At 71.6% G+C, this 19,416-nt stretch carries 17 protein-coding genes; 11 read left to right on the forward strand and 6 right to left on the reverse strand.

Translation table 11 applies throughout. The annotated features are described in order from the left end of the window. Positions 1 to 6: 6 nt before the first annotated feature. The 3 genes from AMK22_RS27940 (at position 7) to AMK22_RS27950 (ending at position 1,156) form a co-directional block, all read left to right on the forward strand. Entirely contained in the window at positions 7 to 264 is a 258-nt protein-coding gene (locus AMK22_RS27940) for an acyl carrier protein (protein WP_073789521.1), read from the forward strand. 1 nt (position 265) lies between these two features. After that, entirely contained in the window at positions 266 to 745 is a 480-nt protein-coding gene (locus tag AMK22_RS27945) for an SRPBCC family protein (protein WP_073789522.1), read from the forward strand. A gap of 75 nt (positions 746 to 820) precedes the next feature. Further along, positions 821 to 1,156, forward strand: a complete 336-nt coding sequence (locus tag AMK22_RS27950; RefSeq protein WP_073789524.1) for a TcmI family type II polyketide cyclase — start codon at positions 821 to 823, stop codon at positions 1,154 to 1,156. 76 nt (positions 1,157 to 1,232) lie between these two features. Here AMK22_RS27950 and AMK22_RS27955 read toward each other — a convergent pair whose 3' ends face one another. The 3 genes from AMK22_RS27955 to AMK22_RS27965 all read right to left on the reverse strand — a co-directional run bounded on the left by AMK22_RS27955 (position 1,233) and on the right by AMK22_RS27965 (position 5,393). Beyond that, the gene (locus tag AMK22_RS27955; protein WP_073789561.1) at positions 1,233 to 2,324 is read right to left on the reverse strand and encodes a methyltransferase; all 1,092 of its coding nucleotides are present in this window, start codon (positions 2,322 to 2,324) and stop codon (positions 1,233 to 1,235) included. Positions 2,325 to 2,359: 35 nt separating this feature from the next. After that, positions 2,360 to 3,427 carry a right-handed parallel beta-helix repeat-containing protein gene (locus AMK22_RS27960; RefSeq protein ID WP_073789526.1) on the reverse strand — a complete coding sequence of 356 codons (1,068 nt, stop codon included), beginning with the start codon at positions 3,425 to 3,427 and terminating at the stop codon, positions 2,360 to 2,362. A 310-nt stretch (positions 3,428 to 3,737) separates the two neighbouring features. Then, positions 3,738 to 5,393: an acyl-CoA synthetase gene (locus AMK22_RS27965; protein ID WP_073789527.1), complete on the reverse strand. Its 1,656-nt coding sequence runs from the start codon at positions 5,391 to 5,393 to the stop codon at positions 3,738 to 3,740. A 165-nt stretch (positions 5,394 to 5,558) separates the two neighbouring features. On the opposite strand from AMK22_RS27965, the gene AMK22_RS27970 reads away from it, so the two are divergent. The 4 genes from AMK22_RS27970 to AMK22_RS27985 are packed head-to-tail and all read left to right on the forward strand — an operon-like array spanning position 5,559 to position 9,537. Continuing rightward, positions 5,559 to 6,359, forward strand: coding sequence for a crotonase/enoyl-CoA hydratase family protein (locus tag AMK22_RS27970; RefSeq protein ID WP_073789529.1), 801 nt, complete (start codon positions 5,559 to 5,561; stop codon positions 6,357 to 6,359). Positions 6,360 to 6,374: 15 nt separating this feature from the next. Continuing rightward, positions 6,375 to 7,325 carry a Zn-ribbon domain-containing OB-fold protein gene (locus AMK22_RS27975; RefSeq protein WP_073789531.1) on the forward strand — a complete coding sequence of 317 codons (951 nt, stop codon included), beginning with the start codon at positions 6,375 to 6,377 and terminating at the stop codon, positions 7,323 to 7,325. Then, on the forward strand, positions 7,326 to 8,381 hold the full coding sequence (locus tag AMK22_RS27980; RefSeq protein WP_073789532.1) for a thiolase domain-containing protein: 1,056 nt from the start codon (positions 7,326 to 7,328) through the stop codon (positions 8,379 to 8,381). It begins immediately after the preceding gene. Further along, a complete protein-coding gene (locus AMK22_RS27985; RefSeq protein ID WP_073789534.1) occupies positions 8,371 to 9,537 on the forward strand; it encodes a thiolase domain-containing protein in 1,167 nt (388 codons plus the stop codon). Before AMK22_RS27980 ends, AMK22_RS27985 begins: the two co-directional genes overlap by 11 nt. A 48-nt stretch (positions 9,538 to 9,585) precedes the next feature. Here AMK22_RS27985 and AMK22_RS27990 read toward each other — a convergent pair whose 3' ends face one another. Next, positions 9,586 to 11,025, reverse strand: a complete 1,440-nt coding sequence (locus AMK22_RS27990; RefSeq protein ID WP_073789536.1) for an MFS transporter — start codon at positions 11,023 to 11,025, stop codon at positions 9,586 to 9,588. Positions 11,026 to 11,105: 80 nt separating this feature from the next. Between AMK22_RS27990 and AMK22_RS27995 the strand changes: the two genes are divergently transcribed. Together AMK22_RS27995 and AMK22_RS28000 are read left to right on the forward strand one after the other, a co-directional pair. Further along, positions 11,106 to 11,849 (forward strand): TetR/AcrR family transcriptional regulator, encoded by a 744-nt coding sequence (locus AMK22_RS27995; RefSeq protein WP_073789538.1) that lies wholly within the window; start codon positions 11,106 to 11,108, stop codon positions 11,847 to 11,849. Between the two features lie 23 nt (positions 11,850 to 11,872). Next, on the forward strand, positions 11,873 to 12,373 hold the full coding sequence (locus AMK22_RS28000) for a hypothetical protein (RefSeq protein WP_073789562.1): 501 nt from the start codon (positions 11,873 to 11,875) through the stop codon (positions 12,371 to 12,373). Positions 12,374 to 12,484: 111 nt separating this feature from the next. Here AMK22_RS28000 and AMK22_RS28005 read toward each other — a convergent pair whose 3' ends face one another. After that, positions 12,485 to 14,704 carry a terpene synthase family protein gene (locus tag AMK22_RS28005; protein WP_073789540.1) on the reverse strand — a complete coding sequence of 740 codons (2,220 nt, stop codon included), beginning with the start codon at positions 14,702 to 14,704 and terminating at the stop codon, positions 12,485 to 12,487. Positions 14,705 to 15,086: 382 nt separating this feature from the next. Between AMK22_RS28005 and AMK22_RS28010 the strand changes: the two genes are divergently transcribed. Continuing rightward, on the forward strand, positions 15,087 to 16,418 hold the full coding sequence (locus tag AMK22_RS28010) for an N-acetylmuramoyl-L-alanine amidase (protein WP_073789541.1): 1,332 nt from the start codon (positions 15,087 to 15,089) through the stop codon (positions 16,416 to 16,418). Positions 16,419 to 16,495: 77 nt separating this feature from the next. Here the strand turns inward: AMK22_RS28010 and AMK22_RS28015 are convergent, their stop codons facing one another. After that, positions 16,496 to 17,626: a phosphotransferase gene (locus tag AMK22_RS28015; protein ID WP_073789543.1), complete on the reverse strand. Its 1,131-nt coding sequence runs from the start codon at positions 17,624 to 17,626 to the stop codon at positions 16,496 to 16,498. A 231-nt stretch (positions 17,627 to 17,857) separates the two neighbouring features. On the opposite strand from AMK22_RS28015, the gene AMK22_RS28020 reads away from it, so the two are divergent. Further along, on the forward strand, positions 17,858 to 19,357 hold the full coding sequence (locus AMK22_RS28020) for a DNA-binding protein NsdB (RefSeq protein WP_073789544.1): 1,500 nt from the start codon (positions 17,858 to 17,860) through the stop codon (positions 19,355 to 19,357). Positions 19,358 to 19,416: the final 59 nt, after the last annotated feature.

A 19,416-nucleotide genomic window follows, 5' to 3' on the forward strand; every position in this document is an offset into this window, starting at 1 on the left:
AGTCTCATGACCGACCGACTGACCTACACGGAACTCGCCGCGCTGATGAAGAAGGGCGCCGGGCTCACCGTGGACCCGCGCGAGATGGAACAGAGTCCCCAGGCCGCCTTCGACGAGTTCGGCCTCGACTCGTTGGGCCTGCTCGGCATCGTGGGCGTGCTGGAGAACCGGCACGGACGGGCGTTGCCGACCGACGCCGACCGCTGCAAGACCCCCCGTGAATTCCTCGACCTCGTCAACAACAGCCTCATGCAAGGAGCCTGACGTGTCCGGACACACCGAGAACGAGATCACCATCGCCGCCCCCCTGGACCTGGTCTGGGACGTGACGAACGACCTGGAGAACTGGCCGAGCCTGTTCAGCGAGTACGCCGCCGTCGAGATCATCGAACGGGACGGCGACCGGACGAGGTTCCGCCTGACCATGCATCCCGACGAGAACGACAAGATCTGGAGCTGGGTCTCCGAGCGGACCGTCGACCGCGCCGCTCGCACGGTCCGCGCGCGCCGTGTCGAGCCGGGCCCCTTCCAGCACATGGACATCCGCTGGGAGTACTCCGAGGTTCCCGGGGGCACCAGGATGCACTGGACCCAGGACTTCGCGATGCGGCCCGACGCACCCGTCGACGACGCGTGGATGACCGACAACATCAACCGCAACTCCAAGGTCCAGATGGGGCTCATCCGGGACAAGATCGAACAGCGTGCCCGGGAGCGCCGCACCGCCTCGATGTCGGCCGGCTGACCCCCGTACCCCTCCCACGGCCCGGCACCCGGTCGCGACCGAGTGCCGGGCCGGGACCGAGAAAGGCACGCAACGATGCACCACGCCCTGATCGTCGCCCGGATGGCTCCGGGTTCGGCGCCCGACATCGCCCGGGTCTTCGCCGCCTCCGACAGCACCGAACTGCCGCACCTCGTCGGTGTCACCCGGCGCAAGCTGTTCCAGTTCGGCGACGTCTATCTGCACCTCATCGAATCGGAACGCCCGCCGGGCCCCGAGATCGCCAAGGTGACGCAGCACCCGGAGTTCCGGGCCGTCAGCGAGCGGCTCGGCGCCTACGTGAGCGCGTACGACCCCGAGACCTGGCGCAGCCCCAAGGACGCCATGGCCCAGGAGTTCTACTGCTGGGAGCGCGGGGCCACCCCCGCCTAGGGGCTGTTCCGTTGGACGCGCCACGCGAAGTGCCCCGGGTCCGGACGGACCCGGGGCACTTCGCGTGGTCCGGGACTCAGTCGGGGACCACGCATTCGAAGGCATGCAGGTAGGGGTTGACCGGCACGATCTTGTCGATCACCAGACCGGCGTCCGAGATCCGGCCGACCAGGCTCTCCCTGGTGTGCTTCGCTCCGCCGACGTTGAGGAGCAGCAGCAGGTCCATCGCGGTGGTGAACCGCATGGAGGGGGTGTCGTCGACGAGGTTCTCGATGACGACGACGCGGGCGCCCGGACGGGCCGCGCGGATGACGTTGCGCAGGGTGCGGCGCGTGCTGTCGTCGTCCCATTCCAGGATGTTCTTGATGATGTAGAGGTCGGCCTGGACCGGGATGGCCTCGCGGCAGTCCCCGGCCACGATGCGGGCCCGCCCGGTGAGCGGCCCCTCGTCCCGCAGCCGGGCGTCCGCCCGCGCCACCACGCCCGGCAGATCCATGAGGGTGCCGCGCAGCGTCGGATGCTTCTCCAGCAGGCTCGCCAGCACGTGTCCCTGGCCGCCGCCGATGTCGGCGACCACGGACACCCCGGTGAGGTCGAGGAGTTCGGCCACGTCCAGGGCGGACTGCACGCTGGAGGTGGTCATGGCCCGGTTGAACACCTGGGCCGACTCGTGGGCGTCCTGGTGGAGGTAGTCGAAGAATCCCTTGCCGTGCACGTCCTGGAAGACGCTGCGGCCGGTGCGCACCGCGTCGTCGAGTCGCGGCCAGACGTCCCAGGTCCAGGGCTCGGTGCACCACAGGGAGATGTGGCGGAGGCTGTGGGGGTCGTCCTCGCGCAGCAGGCGGGACATGTCCGTGTGGGCGAAGCACCCGTCCGGGGTCTCGGCGAAGATCCCGTAGCAGGACAGGGCGCGCAGCAGCCGGCGCAGTGGCGCCGGTTCGGTTCCCACGAGTGCGGCGAGTTCCCGCACGTCGGCGGGTGTGTCGCCGAGCGCGTCGGCGACGCCCAGCCGGGCCGCGGCGCGCACGGCGGCGGCGCGGGCCGCCCCGAAGACGATCTCGCGCAGCTGCATGCCGGGGTGCGGGGCCGCACCGTGGTGGGGGACGGCGGCGCCGTGGGCGGTGGTCGGTGCGGGGGTGGGAGCGGGAGTGGGACTCACAGTGGTCATGCCGATTCGCTTCTCCTCGTGCGGGGGTGCGCCGGTCAGCACATCCCGGCCGGTGTGGACTTCGAGCAGACGTTGGATACGAAGGTGTTGCCCTTGCCGGTGTCCCCGTTGGCGAGGTCGGCGGGTTTGTTGCCGAGCGCGACGTTGCCGCTGATGGTGTTGTTGTTGTTCTTCGTGTCCACGAAGCTCTTGAACAGCACGACGCCGCCGGACATCGGCGTGGCGCCCGTGTTGTCGCTGATCGTGTTGGAGCGGACCCGGGTGTCCGCCGCGCCGGTGAGCACGATGCCGGAGCCCTGGATGGCGGGCAGCCTCTCCGTCTTCGCGCAGTACTTGTTGTTGCCGTTGATCCGGTTGGACTGGATCGTCATCGCCCCGGCCTGCGGCCTGCCCTCGTCGCCGACCACGAACACACCGCTGCAGTTGGCGGTGAAGGTGTTGTCGTGGACCGACAGGTTCCTCACGCGTCGGGCGGTGAAGCCGATCCGGTTGTCCGACAGCGTGTTGCCCTGGAGTTCGGTGCCCCGGGTGTCGGTGGCGCCGCCCTCCTCGCTGACGGTGTTGGCGACGAAGATGCCCGCGTCCCCGTTGGCGCGCGCGGTGTTGCCCATGAACGAGCCGCGCGTGGAGCGTTCCTGGGCGATGCCCCAGACGCCGTTGCGTTCGGCGGTCACGCGCCGTACGGCCAGCCGGTCCGTCCAGGAGGCCCAGACGCCGTTCTTCTGGAAGCCGGAGACGGTCAGCGAGTCGAGGGTCACCCCGTCGACGGTCCCGCCGGACCGTCCCAGGACGCAGATCCCGCTCCCGGCCTTCGCGCAGGTGTCCGTCGCCCGCGCCTTCCCGGCCGCCGGACGGATGACGGTGCGCTCGCCGTAGCCGCGCAGGGTCAGCCCGGCCTTGTCGATCAGGACGGACTCCCGGTACGTGCCGGGCTGGACGACGACGGTGTCGCCCGGCCGGGCGGCGTCCACCGCCTTCTGGATCGACTGGCCGGGACGCACCACATGCGGGCTGGTGGTCGACGCTGACGGAACGGCCGCGCCGAGCCCGGCGGCCGAGGCGACCACGACGGGGACGAGGGCCTTGAAGTGTCGTTTCCTCATGTGCCGAAGCTATGGGCGTTTTCCCCCCTTTGCCACACAGAGTGAGCGGTCGGGTACCGGGTATCGCCGCAATGGCTCAGGGCGCGGGGCGCCGCCCGGGCACTTCGGCGCGTGCGGCGAGGGAGCGCAGGGCGGACCGCCGGCCGGTGCGCGGGGCCGTTCGGGTGCCTTCCGGGTGCGGCGGACCGGGGCCGTCCGGGTGGCGCGGTGGCCCCCCGGGCCCTGCCCGAGGGCGGCGCCGGAGCGCGCTCGGCCGCCGGGGTCCGTTGCGTCGGCCCGGTTCCCGGCCGCCGAGGACCCGTACGTCGTCTCAGGCCCCAGGAGCCGTTGCCTCGTCCCGGTCCTCGGCGCCGCGCGGGGAAGCGACGACCGCGCGGGCCCACCGGTAGTCGGCCTTGCCGCTGGGGGAGCGCTGGATCTGCCGGGCGATCACCAGCCGCCGGGGGATCTTGTAACCGGCCAGCCGGGCCCGGCAGTGCGCCTGGACGTCGTCGAGCGAGGGCTCCGGGGCGCCCTCGCGCAACTGCACCACCGCCGCGACATGATTGCCCCACCGCTCGTCCGGCGCCCCGGCGACCAGGGCGTCGTACACGTCCGGATGCGCCTTCAGCGCCTGCTCGACCTCCTCCGGGTACACCTTCTCGCCGCCGGTGTTGATGCACTGCGAGCCCCGGCCCAGGACCGTGACGATGCCGTCCTCGTCCACGGTCGCCATGTCGCCGAGCAGCACCCAGCGCCGGCCGTCCCGCCGGAAGAACGTCTCCGCGGTCTTGCGCGGATCGTTGTAGTAGCCGAGCGGCACATGGCCGCACTGGGCCAGCCGCCCCGGCTCACCGGGCGCCACCGGCTCGTACGTCACCGGATCCACCACCGCCGTACGGGAGTTGACCCGGAGACGGAACCCCTTCTCCGGACCCGAGTCGGGCGTCGCCGTGCCGTTGAACCCGGACTCCGACGAGCCGAAGTTGTTCAACAGCATCGCCGTCGGCACCAGTTCCTGGAACTCCGCGCGCACCGAGTCCGACATGATCGCGCCCGAACTGGAGACGGAGAACAACGACGAACAGTCGGTGCCCCTCAGCGGGCCCCTCAGTGCGTCGATCAGCGGTCGCAGCATTGCGTCACCCACCAGGGAGACGCTGGTGACCTTCTCCTTCTCGATCGTCCGGAGCACCTCCTGCGGCACGAACTTGCGGTGTACCACCACCCGTTGGCCGAAGTCGAAGGCGATGAACGCGGTGAGCGTCGACGTGCCGTGCATCAGTGGGGGAGTGGGGAAGAACGTGATGCCGTCCCCGCCCGCGGCCACCCGCCGCGCGAGCTCCTCCGGGGACTTCACCGGTTCGCCGGTCGGCGCGCCGCCGCCGAGTCCCGAGAAGAAGAGGTCCTCCTGACGCCACATCACACCCTTGGGCATGCCCGTGGTGCCCCCGGTGTAGATGATGAACTGGTCGTCTGCGGACCGCGGCGCGAACCCGCGTCCCGGGCTGCCGCCCGCCTCGGCGTCCTCGAACGCCACCGCGTCCGGGCCGCGGACCGCCTCTGCCGGTGCGCCCACCCGGATCAGATGGCGCAGGGCCGGAGCCTTCGGGGCGGCGGCCCGGACCCGGCCGTCGAACTCGGCGTCGAAGACCAGTGCCGCCAGATCCGCGTCACGGTAGAGGTAGGCCAGCTCCTCCTCCACGTAACGGTAGTTGACGTTGACCGGAACGAGGCGGGCCTTGAGGCAGGCCAGCAGCGTCTGGAGGTATTCGACCCCGTTGTAGAGGTGCAGCCCCACGTGCTCCCCGGCGGCGATCCCCGCGTCCAGCAGGTGGTGGGCGACGCGGTTGGCGGCGGCGTCCAGCTGCGCGTACGTCAGCCGGCGCTCCGCGCCCGTGCCGGGATGGTCGACGTAGACGAGCGCCTCGCGTCCCGGGACCGCGTCGACGACCGACTCGAACAGGTCGGCAAGGTTGTACTCCACCGCTCCTCCTGACCTCGGCTGCTGACGGACACGGCGTCATTAGAGCGCCGGGACGCACAAGTGGGAAGGGCGCGGCCCAATAAATCTGACTACCTGTCAGAAAACTATTGAACTGACTCCCCGCCTCCTGCAACCTGTTCCGGGACGTGAGACGGGAGGCAGACGATGAGTGGTACGGAACACCTCACCGTGCGGCGCGAGGGCGCCACGACGGTGCTCACCCTGAACAGGCCCGAGGCGAAGAACGCCCTCTCGCTGTCGATGCTGGTCGGGCTGTACGACGGCTGGCTCGCCGCGGACGCGGACGACACGGTCCGCTCGATCGTCCTCACCGGCGCCGGAGGCTGCTTCTGCGCGGGAATGGACCTCAAGGCACTGGCGGGCAAGGGGATGGAGGGCGAACGGTACCGCGACCGGATGGCCGCCGACCCGGATCTGCACTGGAAGGCGATGCTGCGCCACCACCGCCCCCGCAAACCGGTGATCGCCGCCGTCGAGGGCCCCTGCGTGGCCGGGGGCACCGAGATCCTCCAGGGCACCGACATCCGGATCGCCGGGGCGGGTGCCACCTTCGGCCTCTTCGAGGTCCGGCGCGGCCTCTTCCCCATCGGCGGCTCGACGGTGCGGCTGCCGCGCCAGATCGCCCGCACCCACGCGCTCGAAATGCTCCTCACCGGACGCCCGTACAGCGCCGAGGAGGCCGCCGCCGTCGGACTGGTCGGCAGGGTCGTGCCCGACGGCACCGCGCTGGAGGAGGCCCTTGTCGTCGCCGAGCGGATCAACGCCTGCGGGCCGCTCGCCGTCGAGGCCGTCAAGGCGTCCGTGTACGAGTGCGCCGAACTGACCGAGACCGAGGGCCTGGCCGCCGAGCTGAAGCGCGGATGGCCGGTCTTCGCCACCGACGACGCCGAGGAAGGCGCACGCGCCTTCGCCGAGAAGCGCCCGCCCGTCTACCGGCGTTCCTGAACCGAGGAGGCACCCGTGCCCGAAACCCTCAGCGCACCCCTGGTGGTCGAATTCCCCTTCACCCGTTCCCTGGGCCCGGTCCAGAGCGCCTTCCTCACCGGGCTGCGCGAACGCACCGTCCTCGGCGTGCGGACCGACGACGGAAGGACCCTCGTCCCGCCCGTCGAGTACGACCCCGTCACCGCGCGGGAGCTCCGCGAACTCACCGAGGTCGCCGCCACCGGGACGGTCACCACCTGGGCCTGGAACCCGCACCCGAGCCCGCGCCAGCCGCTCGGCACCCCCTTCGCCTGGGTCCTGGTGCGCCTCGACGGCGCCGACACCGCCCTCCTGCACGTCCTGGACGCCCCAGGCCCCGAGGCCGTCCGCACCGGCATGCGGGTACGGATCCGCTGGGCCCCCGACCGCACCGGCGCCATCACCGACATCGCCTGCTTCGAACCGTACGACGGGGAGCCCGGCCGGCCCGCCCCGCACAGCGGCGAGTTCGACGACCCCGTCACCGGCATCGTCACCCCCGCCCGCCTCGACTACCGCTACACCCCCGGCCGCGCCCACGGCGGCTACCTCGCGGCGCTCGCCGAGCGACGCATCATGGGCGAACGCTGCCCGTCCTGCGAGAAGGTCTACGTGCCGCCCCGCGGCGCCTGTCCCACCTGCGGCGTCGCCACCGCGGAACAGGTCGAGGTCGGCCCGCGCGGCACCGTGACCACGTACTGCGTCGTCAACATCAAGGCCTCTCATACGGCGAACCTCGACATCGAGGTCCCCTACGTCTACGCGCACATCGCCCTCGACGGCGCGGACCTCGCGCTGCACGCGCGGATCGGCGGCATCCCCTACGACCAGGTGCGCATGGGCCTGCGGGTCGAACCGGTCTGGACCCAGGGTGCGCGCCACCCCGACCACTACCGGCCGACCGGCGAGCCGGACGCCGACTACGACGCGTACAAGGAGCTGTTGTAGATGCGAGACGTGGCGATCGTCGCCTTCGCGCAGACCGACCATCTGCGCCGCACCGACGAACTCTCCGAGGTCGAGATGCTGATGCCCGTGCTCCACCGGGTCCTCGACCGGACCGGGCTCGCCACCGGCGACCTCGGTTTCATCTGCTCCGGCTCCAGCGACTACCTGGCGGGCCGGGCCTTCTCCTTCACCATGGCGCTCGACGGAGTCGGCGCCTGCCCGCCGGTCTCCGAGTCCCACGTGGAGATGGACGGCGCCTGGGCGCTGTACGAGGCATGGGTGAAGCTCCGGTCCGGCCGGGCCGACACCGCACTCGTCTACTCCTACGGCAAGTCCTCGCCCGGTTCCCTGCGCGACGTCCTCACCCGCCAGCTCGACCCCTACTACGTCGGCCCGCTCTGGCCCGACTCCGTCGCACTCGCCGCACTCCAGGCCCAGGCCCTGATCGACGCGGGCGACACCGACGAGGCCGCACTCGCCGCGATCGGTGCCCGCAACCGCACCGCCGCCACGGACAACCCCCACGCCCAGCTCACCGGCCCGGTGCCGGCGGGCGACTACGTGGTACGGCCGCTGCGCACCGGCGACTGCCCGCCCGTCGGCGACGGCGCGGCCGCCGTGATCCTCGCCGCCGGCGACACCGCGCGGGCGCTGTGCCCCCGCCCCGCCTGGATCCGCGGCATCGACCACCGCATCGAGGCGCACGGCCTCGGCGTCCGCGAACTGACCGGGTCCCCGTCCACCAGGCTCGCCGCCGAACGCGCCGGGGTCTTCGAACGCCCCGTCGACACCGCCGAGCTTCACGCCCCGTTCACCTCGCAGGAGGTCGTCCTGCGCAAGGCGCTGCGGCTCGACGACACCGTCACCGTCAACCCGTCCGGCGGCGCGCTCGCCGCCAACCCCGTCATGGCCGCCGGGCTGATCCGGCTCGGCGAGGCCGCGGCCCGCATCCACCGGGGCGAGTCCGACCGGGCGCTCGCCCATGCCACCTCCGGCCCCTGCCTGCAGCAGAACCTGGTCGCCGTACTCGAAGGGGAGGGCGCTCATGTCCGATGAGCCCGTGGCCGTCGTCGGCATCGGCCAGACGAAGCACGTCTCCGCCCGCCGGGACGTCTCCATCGCCGGACTCGTCCGCGAGGCCGCCGTCCGCGCCCTGGAGGACGCCGGACTGACCTGGTCCGACATCGACGCCGTCGTCATCGGCAAGGCCCCCGACTTCTTCGAGGGCCTGATGATGCCGGAGCTCTACCTCGCGGACGCCCTCGGCGCGGTCGGCAAACCGATGCTGCGGGTGCACACGGCGGGATCCGTCGGCGGCTCCACCGCGCTCGTCGCCGCCGACCTGGTCGCCGCACGGGTACACCGCACCGTCCTGACCCTCGCCTTCGAGAAGCAGTCCGAGTCCAACGCCATGTGGGGGCTCTCGCTCCCGGTCCCGTTCCAGCAGCCGCTGCTCGCCGGCGCGGGCGGCTTCTTCGCCCCGCACGTGAGGGCCTACATGCGCCGCACCGGGGCGCCCGACACGGTCGGCTCCCTCGTCGCGTACAAGGACCGCCGCAACGCGCTGAAGAATCCGTACGCCCACATCCACGACCCGGACATCACCCTGGAGAAGGTCCGGTCCGCGCCGATGCTCTGGGACCCCATCCGCTACTCGGAGACCTGCCCGTCCTCCGACGGCGCCTGCGCGATGGTCCTCACCGACCGCGCCGGGGCCGGGCGCTCGCCGCACCCGCCCGCCTGGGTGCACGGCGGCGCGATGCGCAGCGAACCGACCCTCTTCGCCGGCAAGGACTTCGTCTCGCCGCGCGCGGGCCGGGACTGCGCCGCCGACGTGTACCGGCAGGCGGGGATCGACGACCCGCGACGGCAGATCGACGTCGTCGAGATGTACGTGCCGTTCTCCTGGTACGAGCCCATGTGGCTGGAGAACCTCGGCTTCGCGGACGAGGGCGAGGGCTGGAAGCTCACCGAGTCCGGGGTCACCGCACTCGACGGCGACCTCCCGGTGAACGCCTCGGGCGGAGTGCTCTCCACCAACCCCATCGGCGCCTCCGGCATGATCCGCTTCGCCGAGGCAGCGCTGCAGGTCCGCGGCCGGGCGGGCGAGCACCAGGTCGAGGGGGCGCGCACGGCGCTCGGCCACGCCTACGGCGGCGGTTCGCAGTTCTTCTCCATGTGGCTCGTCGGAGCCGAACCCCCCAGCGGCTGACCGCGTGCCGCTCGGGACCGGTTCGGGGCCGGTCCCGGACGGCGCGCGTCACTCCCCGGCCGGGACCCGCTTCCCGGAACGGGCGCCCGACACCAGGACCGCGCCGATCAGCGCCACCGCGGCCGGGACCAGGAACACGGCGTACAAGTGGCGCGCGGCGTCCGCCGTGGTGGCCGGATCGGCGAAGCCGGAGGCGTTCGCGACCATTCCGGCGACCGCCGAGCCGAACGAGGTCGCGGTCAGCTGGACCGTGGTCGTCGACGCTCCGGCGACGTCCTGGTCACCGTCCCCGGACAGGCGCAGCACGTCGGTGAGCAGATGCGGCCACGCGGCGCCGACCCCCCACCCGAACAGGACCAGCCCGGCCGCCACCGAAGACACCGCGGCCACCCCGGAGGACCGGACCGGGGCCACCGCCACGAGCACCACGAGGCCCACGAGGCTGAAGACCGGTGCGGTGGCGACGACCAGCGCCCGCCGCGCGGTCGCACCGCTGAGAACGACCGAACCGAGCGTCCAGCCCGCCGCCATCGCCGCACCGAGGTACCCGGCACCGAGCGGGCCGAGGCCCTGGAGACGCTGTCCGAAGAACGGCACGAACACCTCCACGCAGGACGCGACGACCAGACCGGCCATGGTGACGTAGGTCAGGCGCAGCCGCCGGTCCGGGCCGAACGCCGCCCGGGGCAGCACCCGCACCGCCGCGCCCCGTTCATGACGTGCCCACACGCACAGCAGTACCACCGCGACCAGCACCCCCACGGCGTTGACGGACAACGACTCCGCCACGCTCGCGGCCGAGACCACCAGCACCGCCGCCGAGAGCAGGCCCACCGCGCCCCACGGCAGACGCACGGAGCCCGGCTCCCCGCTGCGCCCCGGCAGCCGGCGCGCACCCAGCCCCGCGCACAGTGCGAGCAGCGGCACGAGCGTCCAGAAGGCGCCCCGCCACACATGAGCCTGCGCCCACGCGCCGCCCAGGGCCGGGCCGACCAGTGTCGCGACGCCCCACATCGCCGAGACCAGGGCCATGGCCCGGGGCCACAGGGCCTCCTCGAAGACGATCCGCACGACCGAGTAGCACAGGGCGAACAGCAGACCGCCGCCGAGCCCCTGGACCGCCCGGCCGACGAGCAGCACGACCATGTTCGGCGCCAGCGCGCACACGACGGTCCCCACGAGCAGCGCCGCCGCCGACCACCGGTACGCCGCGCGCGGACCGGTCCGGGCGAGCACCGCGGCGGCCAGGACGGACCCCAGGACCGAGGCCACCACGAAGACGGTCGTCGCCCACGCGTACAGCCGGGCGCCGCCGATGTCCTCGATGACCGACGGCAGCACCGTGGTGGCCAGGTAGACGTTGACCGCGTGCAGGGCGACCCCGCCGGCGAGGGCAGCGGCGACCGCTCCGTGCCGGCGGCCCAACAGGTCCAGCCATCCCGGGGTGGCCGCCGCGGCCCCGGTGCCCGTCGCTTCTTCCGTGGTCATGGCCTCTTCCGCCCTCACCGCATTGCTGCTTCGGCAATTTCATTACGCACCGTACCGTATCTAATTGTTAGCCTGGCCGGATGCGGGACGGCAAGCAGCGGGCGGGACGCCCACGGGACCTGGGCATCGATCAAGCGGTCCGGACGGCGGCCCTGGCCCTGCTGGCCGAGGCCGGATACGGGGGACTCGCGATCGAGGCGATCGCGCGCCGAGCCGGGACCAACAAGGCCGCCGTCTACCGGCGCTGGCCGAACCTCCCCGCGCTGGTGCTGGACGCGCTCGGTGCCCAGCTCGGTGATCTGCGGCCACCGGACACCGGGTGCACGATCTGCGACCTCTGCGACGCGATCAAGCTGCAACTGACCGTCTTCCGGCGCATGCCGCCCGATGCCCTGGCCGCGCTGCGCGCCGACTGCGGCGGCGACGAGGAACTGAACGAGGCGTTCATGCGCACCCTGTTCGACCCGCCGCGCGAGGCGGTGGCACAGGTCCTCGACGCGGCCATCGCGCGCGGTGACCTGCGCGAACACGTCGACCGTGAACTGGTCCTGGACCTGTTGGCCTCCCTGGTCCACTACCGCGCCCTGTTCGGCCACGGCTCCACCACCGACGAGGACGTCGAGGAGGCCGTGCACGCTCTGTTGCGGGGCGTCGCCCAGGACTACGCCCGCCTGGTCAGCGTCAGTCGGGCCGCGTCGCACGCCCCCTCGCCCGGCCACCTCCACGCCGACGGGTACGCCCACCACTGGAACGCCGGAGCCTCCGGGGCCGGGTCGGACCCGGTCGAACGTCCCGCCCCGCGCGGCCCCGGCGCCGCGACGTGAGCCCGGACACGTACCATGTCCGCATGTCCTTCCTCCGCCGCCGCAGCGCCGCCACACCCGCGGGCCCCGACTTCGACGTCCTGGCCATGGACCCGGGTGACTGGCCCGGAAACCTCGGCGCGGGTCTGCTGCCCGCCCCGGACGGGAGCTGCCAGGGCGTCTTCCTGCGCTACGACCTGTTCGGCGGCCGGGGCCCCGCGATGATCATCGGCAACCTCCCGGAGGGCTCGCCCGCGCGCGAGACCGAGGAGGGCCAGGTCCCGTTCGAGGTCGCACAGCTGCTGCTCGCGCTGGAGAACGACGAACCGGTCGAGGTCACCGGCACCGAGGACATGCCGGTGATGCAGGGCGACAACCTGCTCATCGTCCGCCGGATCAAGCTCTCCGAGAGCCGTATCTCCTGCGTCCAGTTCGACCGCAGCGACGGCGTGCTCGTCACCATCGCCAGCTGGGACCGGCCGATCACCGACGACCTGTACACGCTCCTGAAGCCGCTGCCCGCCGAGCTGTTCCAGCAGGGCTGAAACGTCCCTTCCGCAGCCGCGCGCCTCGTGTCGCGCAGCCGCGGAAGATGCCCGGGCAACTCGCCCACGACGCCAGGCGTCGCAGGCCAGACGGGACTTTCGAAACTCGCCCTAGACGCGGCCGCCCGCGAGCGGAGCGAACAGCGCCGTCACCCGCGCCGCCGACACACCGATCCCCGTGGGCCCGCTCAGCAGGCACGGGGTGCCGGTGCCCCGCCGCAGGTCCTGCTCCCGGTAGCGCCGACAGCCCCGGTGCCAGATCAGGATGCCCGCGATCCAGTGCTTGAGCTCGAGCACGTATCCGGCCAGGATCTCCCTCGCCTCGGCGTCCAGCCCGAAGTCGTCGTACAACACCGGGAGTTCCCGCTCCGCGACATGCAGGAACTGGCGCAGCCGCGACTCCATCAGGTCATGCACGATCCGCACCCCGGTCGGATAGTCCACCCCGAAGAAGTTCTGCACGACCAGGACGCCGTTGTGCACCTCGCCCTCGTACTCGATCTCCTTCTGGTACGAGAACAGGTCGTTCAGCAGGCACGCGTAGTCCGCCGCCGCGTTCTCCAGCGAGCGCAGCGGACCGCTGCGGTAGACCTCCTCCGGAACCTTCCGGCCGTGACCCAGCCGGCACAGACTCATCGTCAGGTCGGAGCCGAACGTCATGCGCCGCATCTCGACATAGTCGACCGGGTCCGGGATGCGGTTCTGCACCTGGTTCGCCAGCTCCCACAGCCAGCTCGCGGTCATGTCCTCGACCGCCGTCCGGAACGCGCGTCGCGCGCCTGCGTCCATCGGCGCGGAGGTCCTCGTCCACAGATCGGCGAGCCCCCGCTCCAGCGCGTCGACCGGTTCGGGGGTTCCGGCCCCGTCCAGCGGCATGAACAGCGAGAGCCGCTCGTTGGCGAGCCTGGCCCCGGTCAGGTCGCGGGCCCGCCCGTGCACCACCGGGAACCAGTCGTCGCCGTACGTCCCCCAGGTCAGCCACTGCGAGGCGAGATCCAGTTCCCCCGGCGTCGCGTCGGGATGCAGCCCCGCCGCGCACAACGGCAGGTCGAACGCGACGAGCCGTTCCTCGTCCCAGATGTGCGAGCCCGGCACGCCCGGCTGCGCCTCCAGGATCCCCATCCGCCTCGACCAGTCGACGATCCGCACCCGCGCACCCTCCAGATGCGGGCTGAGGGTCGTGTCGAACGGCAGCTCGAAGTCGGGCAGCAGCGACGGGCCGACGTACTGGTACGGCACATGCGTGTGACTGCGCAGCCGGGCCGTCTCCGAGCGGAGGGTCGGCCGGATCGACGCCGCGGCCATGCCGAAGGCGGGCGCGGACCGAGCGCCGACCTTACCACCGTCGTTCATGTACCTGCTGGAGCGCATGTGCCATTCGTGGCCGCCCGACTGCCAGTCCTGCAAGCCCTTGACGTACGCCAGGACCGCCGCCGCCTGCTCCGGGCCCAGTCCCTTCTCCGCGCACAGCGGGCCGAGTTCGGTGAGCACGGTGTTCTCGAACTGCTGGAGCCGGGACGTCAGCAGATCGTTCACCGCGTCGGCCGCCTCCTGCGTCGAGCAGCCGAGGAAATGTTCCAGCACCAGCACGCCGTTGCTGTTCTCGCCCTCGTCCTCGACCTCGCGCTGGTACGAGAACAGGTCGTTGCGCAGATGCACCCCGTCGGAGAAGGCGTCCCGCAGCACCCGCAGTGCACGCTCGTCCGCCACGGCCGCGGGGACCTCCGCACCCGCCGCGTACTCCACGAGACCCGCCGACCAGGGGGCGCCGCCCACCTTGCGCCGCATCTCGATGTACTCGACGGGGTTCGCGATGCGCCCCTCGTCGATGTTGGCCAGCTCCCACAACGACTCGTTGAGAAGGTTCTCCGTCGCCACGGCGAACCGGGCCCGCCAGGCGTCGGACATGCTCGGCACCGTCCGCGCCCACAGATCGGCCAGCCCCGCCTCGACCGGATTCGTCGGCTCGGGCATCGCCGACCCGCGGTCCATCGGCATGAACGCGGGCAAGCGGTCCAGATACCGCTTGCCGCCCTCGCGGTCACGGCTGCGTTTGAACAGCTCCAGGAAGTGGTCGTCGAAGAAGAAGACCCACACATACCAGTCGGTGACCAGCGAGAGCGCCTCCGACGAGCAGTCGGGATGGGTGTACGCGCACAGCAGCGCGTAGTCGTGGGAGTCGAGGTCCTTCTCCTCCCAGACGCCCGAACCCTCCAGCATTCCCATGCCGCGCGCCCACTCCTTGGTGTGCCGCCGGGCCTCCTCGACATGGGGATTGAGCCGGGCCGGATGAGGAACATAGAAGTCCGGCAGGGTGAAGGGCTGAGCCATGTGTGTCGGGCCTTTCCGAGATCTCGCCGTGCGCACGCCGCACGGACCAGGTGTCCGCGCGAGCACTACCCTTCGGCCGTTCGGGGCACGCACATCCGCAATTAGTCACACGAATGGTGCGCCCGGGTGCGCGGTGCCCCCGCCCGCCGACGACCGGCCCGGGCCGCCCGGAACGCGGGGATCGAGATGCCACCGGCCTCCCGTGGATTTCTTCTTTCCGCAGGTCGAAGAGGGCGCCAGTGGTCTGGTCCACTGGCTCGGCCGATGGGCGGCGCCGAACCCTTGACGTGCTGTCATCTCAGGTCCGAGAGTGTGCGCGCACCGCGGAACAGTGAGATCGGAACACGTACATCCCCACTCGCACGGCTCCAGGAGAGGCTCCATGACGCCCCAGCAGAGGACCCGACTCGCGGCCGCGTTGGCGACCGCCGGCGCGCTGAGCATGACACTGCTCGGCCCCGCGACACACGCCGGTGCCGACCCGGTGCGGCCCGACTGCCCGCGCGGTCTCGCGTGCGACTGGGTTCCGGCGGCCCACGAGCAGACGGGCGACCCCGCCGACAAGGAGACGTACGGCAACTACGACACCTCCGACCGCCCCCGCACCAACAAGATCAGGTTCATCGTCCTGCACGACACCGAGGAGGACTTCGACACCACCCTCAAGATTTTCCAGAACCCGCTGAGGCAGGCCTCCGCCCACTACGTGGTGCGCTCCTCCGACGGCCACGTCACCCAGATGGTCAAGAACAAGGACGTCGCCTGGCAGGCGGGCAACTGGTACGTCAACAGCCACTCCATCGGCATCGAGCAGGAGGGCGTCGCCGTCGACGGCGCCAAGTGGTACACCCCCGAGATGTACCGCTCCACCGCGAAGCTGGTGCGCCACCTCGCCGCCGAATACGGCATACCCCTCGACCGCCAGCACATCATCGGCCACGACGGCGTACCGCCCACGACTGCCTCCGGAACCAGGAACATGCACTGGGACCCGGGCCCGTACTGGGACTGGAACCGCTTCATGGCACTGCTCGGCAGGCCCACCGTGCCGACCGCCCCTGCCCGCGGCGAACTCGTCACCATCAGCCCGGACTTCAAGAAGAACAAGCAGGCGTTCCGCGACTGCGAGAAGGGCGTGGACCTGCCCGTCCAGGGATCCAGCGCCGTCCCGCTCCACACCGCGCCGTCCGCCGACGCGCCGCTCTTCTCCGACCCCGGTCTGCACCCCGACGGCTCTCCCGGAACGAACTGCGCCGCCGACTGGGGCAGCAAGATCAGCGCCACCCAGCGGGCCGTCGTCGCGGACCGGGTCCCCGGCTGGACGGCGATCTGGTGGTACGGCCAGAAGGCGTGGTTGCGCACCCCGGCCCACACCCGGACCACCACACCCACCGCCGGATACGTGGTCCGGCCCAAGAAGGGACGCGCCGAGGTCCCGGTACTCGGCGTCGCCTACCCGGAGAAGTCGGAGTACCCCGCGGACTTCGCGGACCAGCGGGTGGGAGCACCGCTCGGGTACACCATCAAGGCCGGGCAGTCCTATCCCGGCGGCGGAGAGGCCCCCACGGGCTACTTCCACGCCCCGACGATCGATGCCTCGTACCCCTACGACCACACGTACTTCCGGGGCGGGGAGAGGTACGTGACCGTACAGATCGGCCACCGGATCGCCTTCGTCAAGGCGTCCGACGTGGACATCGTGCGTGCGCGCTGAGAAGGACCCGTGTCACGGCAGCGCGCCGCGGGCCCGGTGTGTCGGCACCGGACCCGCGGCGCGTCCCCCCGGGAGGGTCAGCGAGTGCCGACCGCGGCGCGAACGGCCCGGCGGGCCATGGCGCAGTCGTCGTGCAACCGCCGCAGCAGCAGCCGCTGTTCCTCGCTCGACGAAAGCGCACCCGGCCGGTCCGGAACCACTCCTCCGGTCCCCGGCTCCCGCATGGCCCGCTGGACGGCCGTCTCGTAGGTGCGGATCTCCCGCGTCAGCACCAGCATCAGGTTCACCAGGAACGCGTCGCGCGACGCGGCTCCCGCCGCCTGTGCCAGCTGGCTGATCTGGCGCCGAGCCGCCGGTGCGTCCCCCAGGACCGCCCACAGCGTCGCCAGGTCGTAGCCCGGCAGGTACCAGCCCGCGTGCTCCCAGTCGACCAGCACCGGACCCGTGGGCGACAACAGGACGTTGGAGAGCAGCGCGTCACCGTGGCAGAACTGCCAGGTGCTCTGACGGCCGCCCGCCAGACCGTGCAGCAGCTTCTGCAGGTCGCCCAGATCGCGGTCGGTGAACAGACCGAGCTCGTGATAGTGGGCGATCCGCGCGGCGTAGTCCAGCGGCGCGTCGAACAGTCCCGGAGCCGGGCGCCAGGTGTTGACACGCGCGATCGCGCCGAGCACGGCCCGCACGTCGGCCCGGGGCGGTGCCTCCACCGGGTGCCGGGTCAGCGCCGCCACCCGGCCGGGCATCCGCTCGATCACCAGGGCGCAGTTGTCCGGATCGGCAGCGATGAGCCGGGGCACCCGCACCGGCGGGCGGTGCCGGACGAACGCGCGGTAGGCCGCTATCTCGTGGCGGAACCGCTCCGACCATGCGGGGGAGTGATCCAGTAAACACTTGGCGACCGCGGTCGTGCGCCCGGTGGAGCCGACCAGGAGAACCGAACGGCCGCTGCGGCGCAGGACCTGCACCGGACTGAACTCCGGGCAGATCCGGTGCACCGACGCGATCACCATCCTCAGCTGAGCGCCCTGCGGACCGGACAGGTCCAGCCGTCCGCTGAGCGGCGCGCCGCCCACCCCCGCCGGTCGCCTCGGCCGGACCGTGCCGGACGCCGACGGGGCGGCGTGCGGCGCGAGGTACGGCCCGCCGCCCGCCCCCAGGGGACGGAGCGGCCGGGGCGGGGCGGTCACGGAGGACGATGCTGTGTACATGGGGGAGACAGATCCCTTCGTGCGCCGACAAGTTGCGTGCACCGCCCCGTCCGGCGGCCCTTCGGCACCCTGGGGAGTACCTAGGGCTGCCGGGCGGGGTGGCGCTTTCCTACCCGACACCGGATCACGGGTGGCAGACCATCTGGCGCACCCTGGCGAACCCTGGCGAATAGTCGCAACGCCTGTGACAGGCGGCTACTGTCAACACAGCCGAGAACCTGGGGGCTTGACGTGACCGGAGAACCCAACACCCGCCTGTCCGACCTGTTCGGCCTCGCCGGCTGGTCCAAGGGCGAACTCGCGAGGCTGGTGAACCGGCAGGCGGCGGCCATGGGCCACCCGCAGCTGGCCACCGACACCTCGCGGGTGAGGCGTTGGATCGAGATGGGCGAGTCCCCTCGCGATCCGGTGCCGAAGGTGCTGGCAGCCCTGTTCACCGAGCGGCTCGGCCGTGTCGTGACCATCGAGGACCTCGGGTTCGGCCGGCGCGGGCGTGTGGGGAAGCGGCGAGAGGCGGGGGCGGAGCACAACCCCGACGGACTGCCGTGGGCGCCCGAGCGGACGGCAGCGGTCCTCACCGAATTCACGGGAATGGACCTCATGCTCAACCGACGCGGCTTGGTGAGCGCGGGCGCCGCGCTCGCCGCAGGATCGACCATCACCGGACCCATGTACAACTGGTTGCACAGCGACCCCGTGCTGGCGGCCGACGTCCCACGGACCGATGACCCGCTGTACGCGGACTCCGCCGGATTCGACCGGTACGAGGCCGCCCCCATCGGGTCGGAGGAGATCGAGGCACTCGAACGGTCCGTCGAGGTGTTCCGCGCCTGGGACGCCTCCAGGGGCGGCGGACTCCAGCGCAAGGCCGTGGTGGGTCAACTCAACGAAGTGGGCGGCATGCTCGCCTACCGCCACCCCGAGCACCTGCAGCGCCGCCTCTGGGGCGTCGCCGCCAATCTCGCGGTGCTCGCGGGGTGGATGTCCCACGACATCGGCCTGGAACCCACCGCGCAGAAGTACTTCGTCATCGCCGCGCACGCGGCACGCGAGGGCGGCGACCGTCCCCGCGCCGGCGAGGCCCTGTCCCGGGCGGCGCGCCAGATGGTCCACCTGGGTCGTCCCGACGACGCCCTGGACCTGATGAAACTCGCCAAGTCCGGCTCCGGCGACATGGTTCTGCCGCGCACCCGGGCGATGCTGTGCACCATCGAGGCATGGGCGCAGGCGTCCATGGGGCAGGGCCAGGCGATGCGGCGCACGCTCGGCAAGGCCGAGGAACTCTTCGTCTCCGACAAGAGCGACGTCCCGCCCCCCAGCTGGATGCAGATGTTCGACGAGGCGGATCTGCACGGGATGCAGGCCCTGGCGTTCCGTACCCTCGCCGAACACGACCCGTCGGTGGCGACGGTGGCTCAGCGCCACGCCAAGCAGGCGCTGGAACTCCGGGTCAACGGACGCCAGCGGTCCAAGATCTTCGACTTCATCTCGCTCGCCTCGGCTTGCTTCATCGCCGACGACCCCGAACAGGCCGACCGTTACGCCCGGTTGGCGCTGGTGACGATGGGGGAGACCTCCTCGCACCGCACCTGGGACCGGCTGCGCGAGATGTACCGGCTGACGGGCCAGTACGCGGGTTACGCGAAGATCGAGGACCTGCGGGAGGAGATCCGGGTCGCCATGCCGCAGCACTCCGTCGTCAAGCAGCCCAGGCGCTCGTCGGAGATCTGACCCGGGGGCACCGACGGGAGCGGGCACCGGTCGTCCACCGCTAGTAGGGCTTTGTTAGG

The organism is Streptomyces sp. CB01580, from assembly GCF_001905795.1.
Taxonomy (GTDB): domain Bacteria; phylum Actinomycetota; class Actinomycetes; order Streptomycetales; family Streptomycetaceae; genus Streptomyces.

Bases quoted from the DNA above. Each gene is read 5' to 3' on its own strand.
- AMK22_RS27950 (WP_073789524.1), top strand. From the start codon at position 821: ATGCACCACGCCCTGATCGTCGCCCGGATGGCTCCGGGTTCGGCGCCC.
- AMK22_RS27970 (WP_073789529.1), top strand. From the start codon at position 5,559: ATGAGTGGTACGGAACACCTCACCGTGCGGCGCGAGGGCGCCACGACG.
- AMK22_RS27960 (WP_073789526.1), bottom strand. From the start codon at position 3,427: ATGAGGAAACGACACTTCAAGGCCCTCGTCCCCGTCGTGGTCGCCTCG.
- AMK22_RS27940 (WP_073789521.1), top strand. From the start codon at position 7: ATGACCGACCGACTGACCTACACGGAACTCGCCGCGCTGATGAAGAAG.
- AMK22_RS27980 (WP_073789532.1), top strand. From the start codon at position 7,326: ATGCGAGACGTGGCGATCGTCGCCTTCGCGCAGACCGACCATCTGCGC.
- AMK22_RS27995 (WP_073789538.1), top strand. From the start codon at position 11,106: ATGCGGGACGGCAAGCAGCGGGCGGGACGCCCACGGGACCTGGGCATC.
- AMK22_RS28010 (WP_073789541.1), top strand. From the start codon at position 15,087: ATGACGCCCCAGCAGAGGACCCGACTCGCGGCCGCGTTGGCGACCGCC.
- AMK22_RS27955 (WP_073789561.1), bottom strand. From the start codon at position 2,324: ATGACCACTGTGAGTCCCACTCCCGCTCCCACCCCCGCACCGACCACC.
- AMK22_RS27990 (WP_073789536.1), bottom strand. From the start codon at position 11,025: ATGACCACGGAAGAAGCGACGGGCACCGGGGCCGCGGCGGCCACCCCG.
- AMK22_RS27985 (WP_073789534.1), top strand. From the start codon at position 8,371: ATGTCCGATGAGCCCGTGGCCGTCGTCGGCATCGGCCAGACGAAGCAC.
- AMK22_RS28005 (WP_073789540.1), bottom strand. From the start codon at position 14,704: ATGGCTCAGCCCTTCACCCTGCCGGACTTCTATGTTCCTCATCCGGCC.
- AMK22_RS28000 (WP_073789562.1), top strand. From the start codon at position 11,873: ATGTCCTTCCTCCGCCGCCGCAGCGCCGCCACACCCGCGGGCCCCGAC.
- AMK22_RS28015 (WP_073789543.1), bottom strand. From the start codon at position 17,626: ATGTACACAGCATCGTCCTCCGTGACCGCCCCGCCCCGGCCGCTCCGT.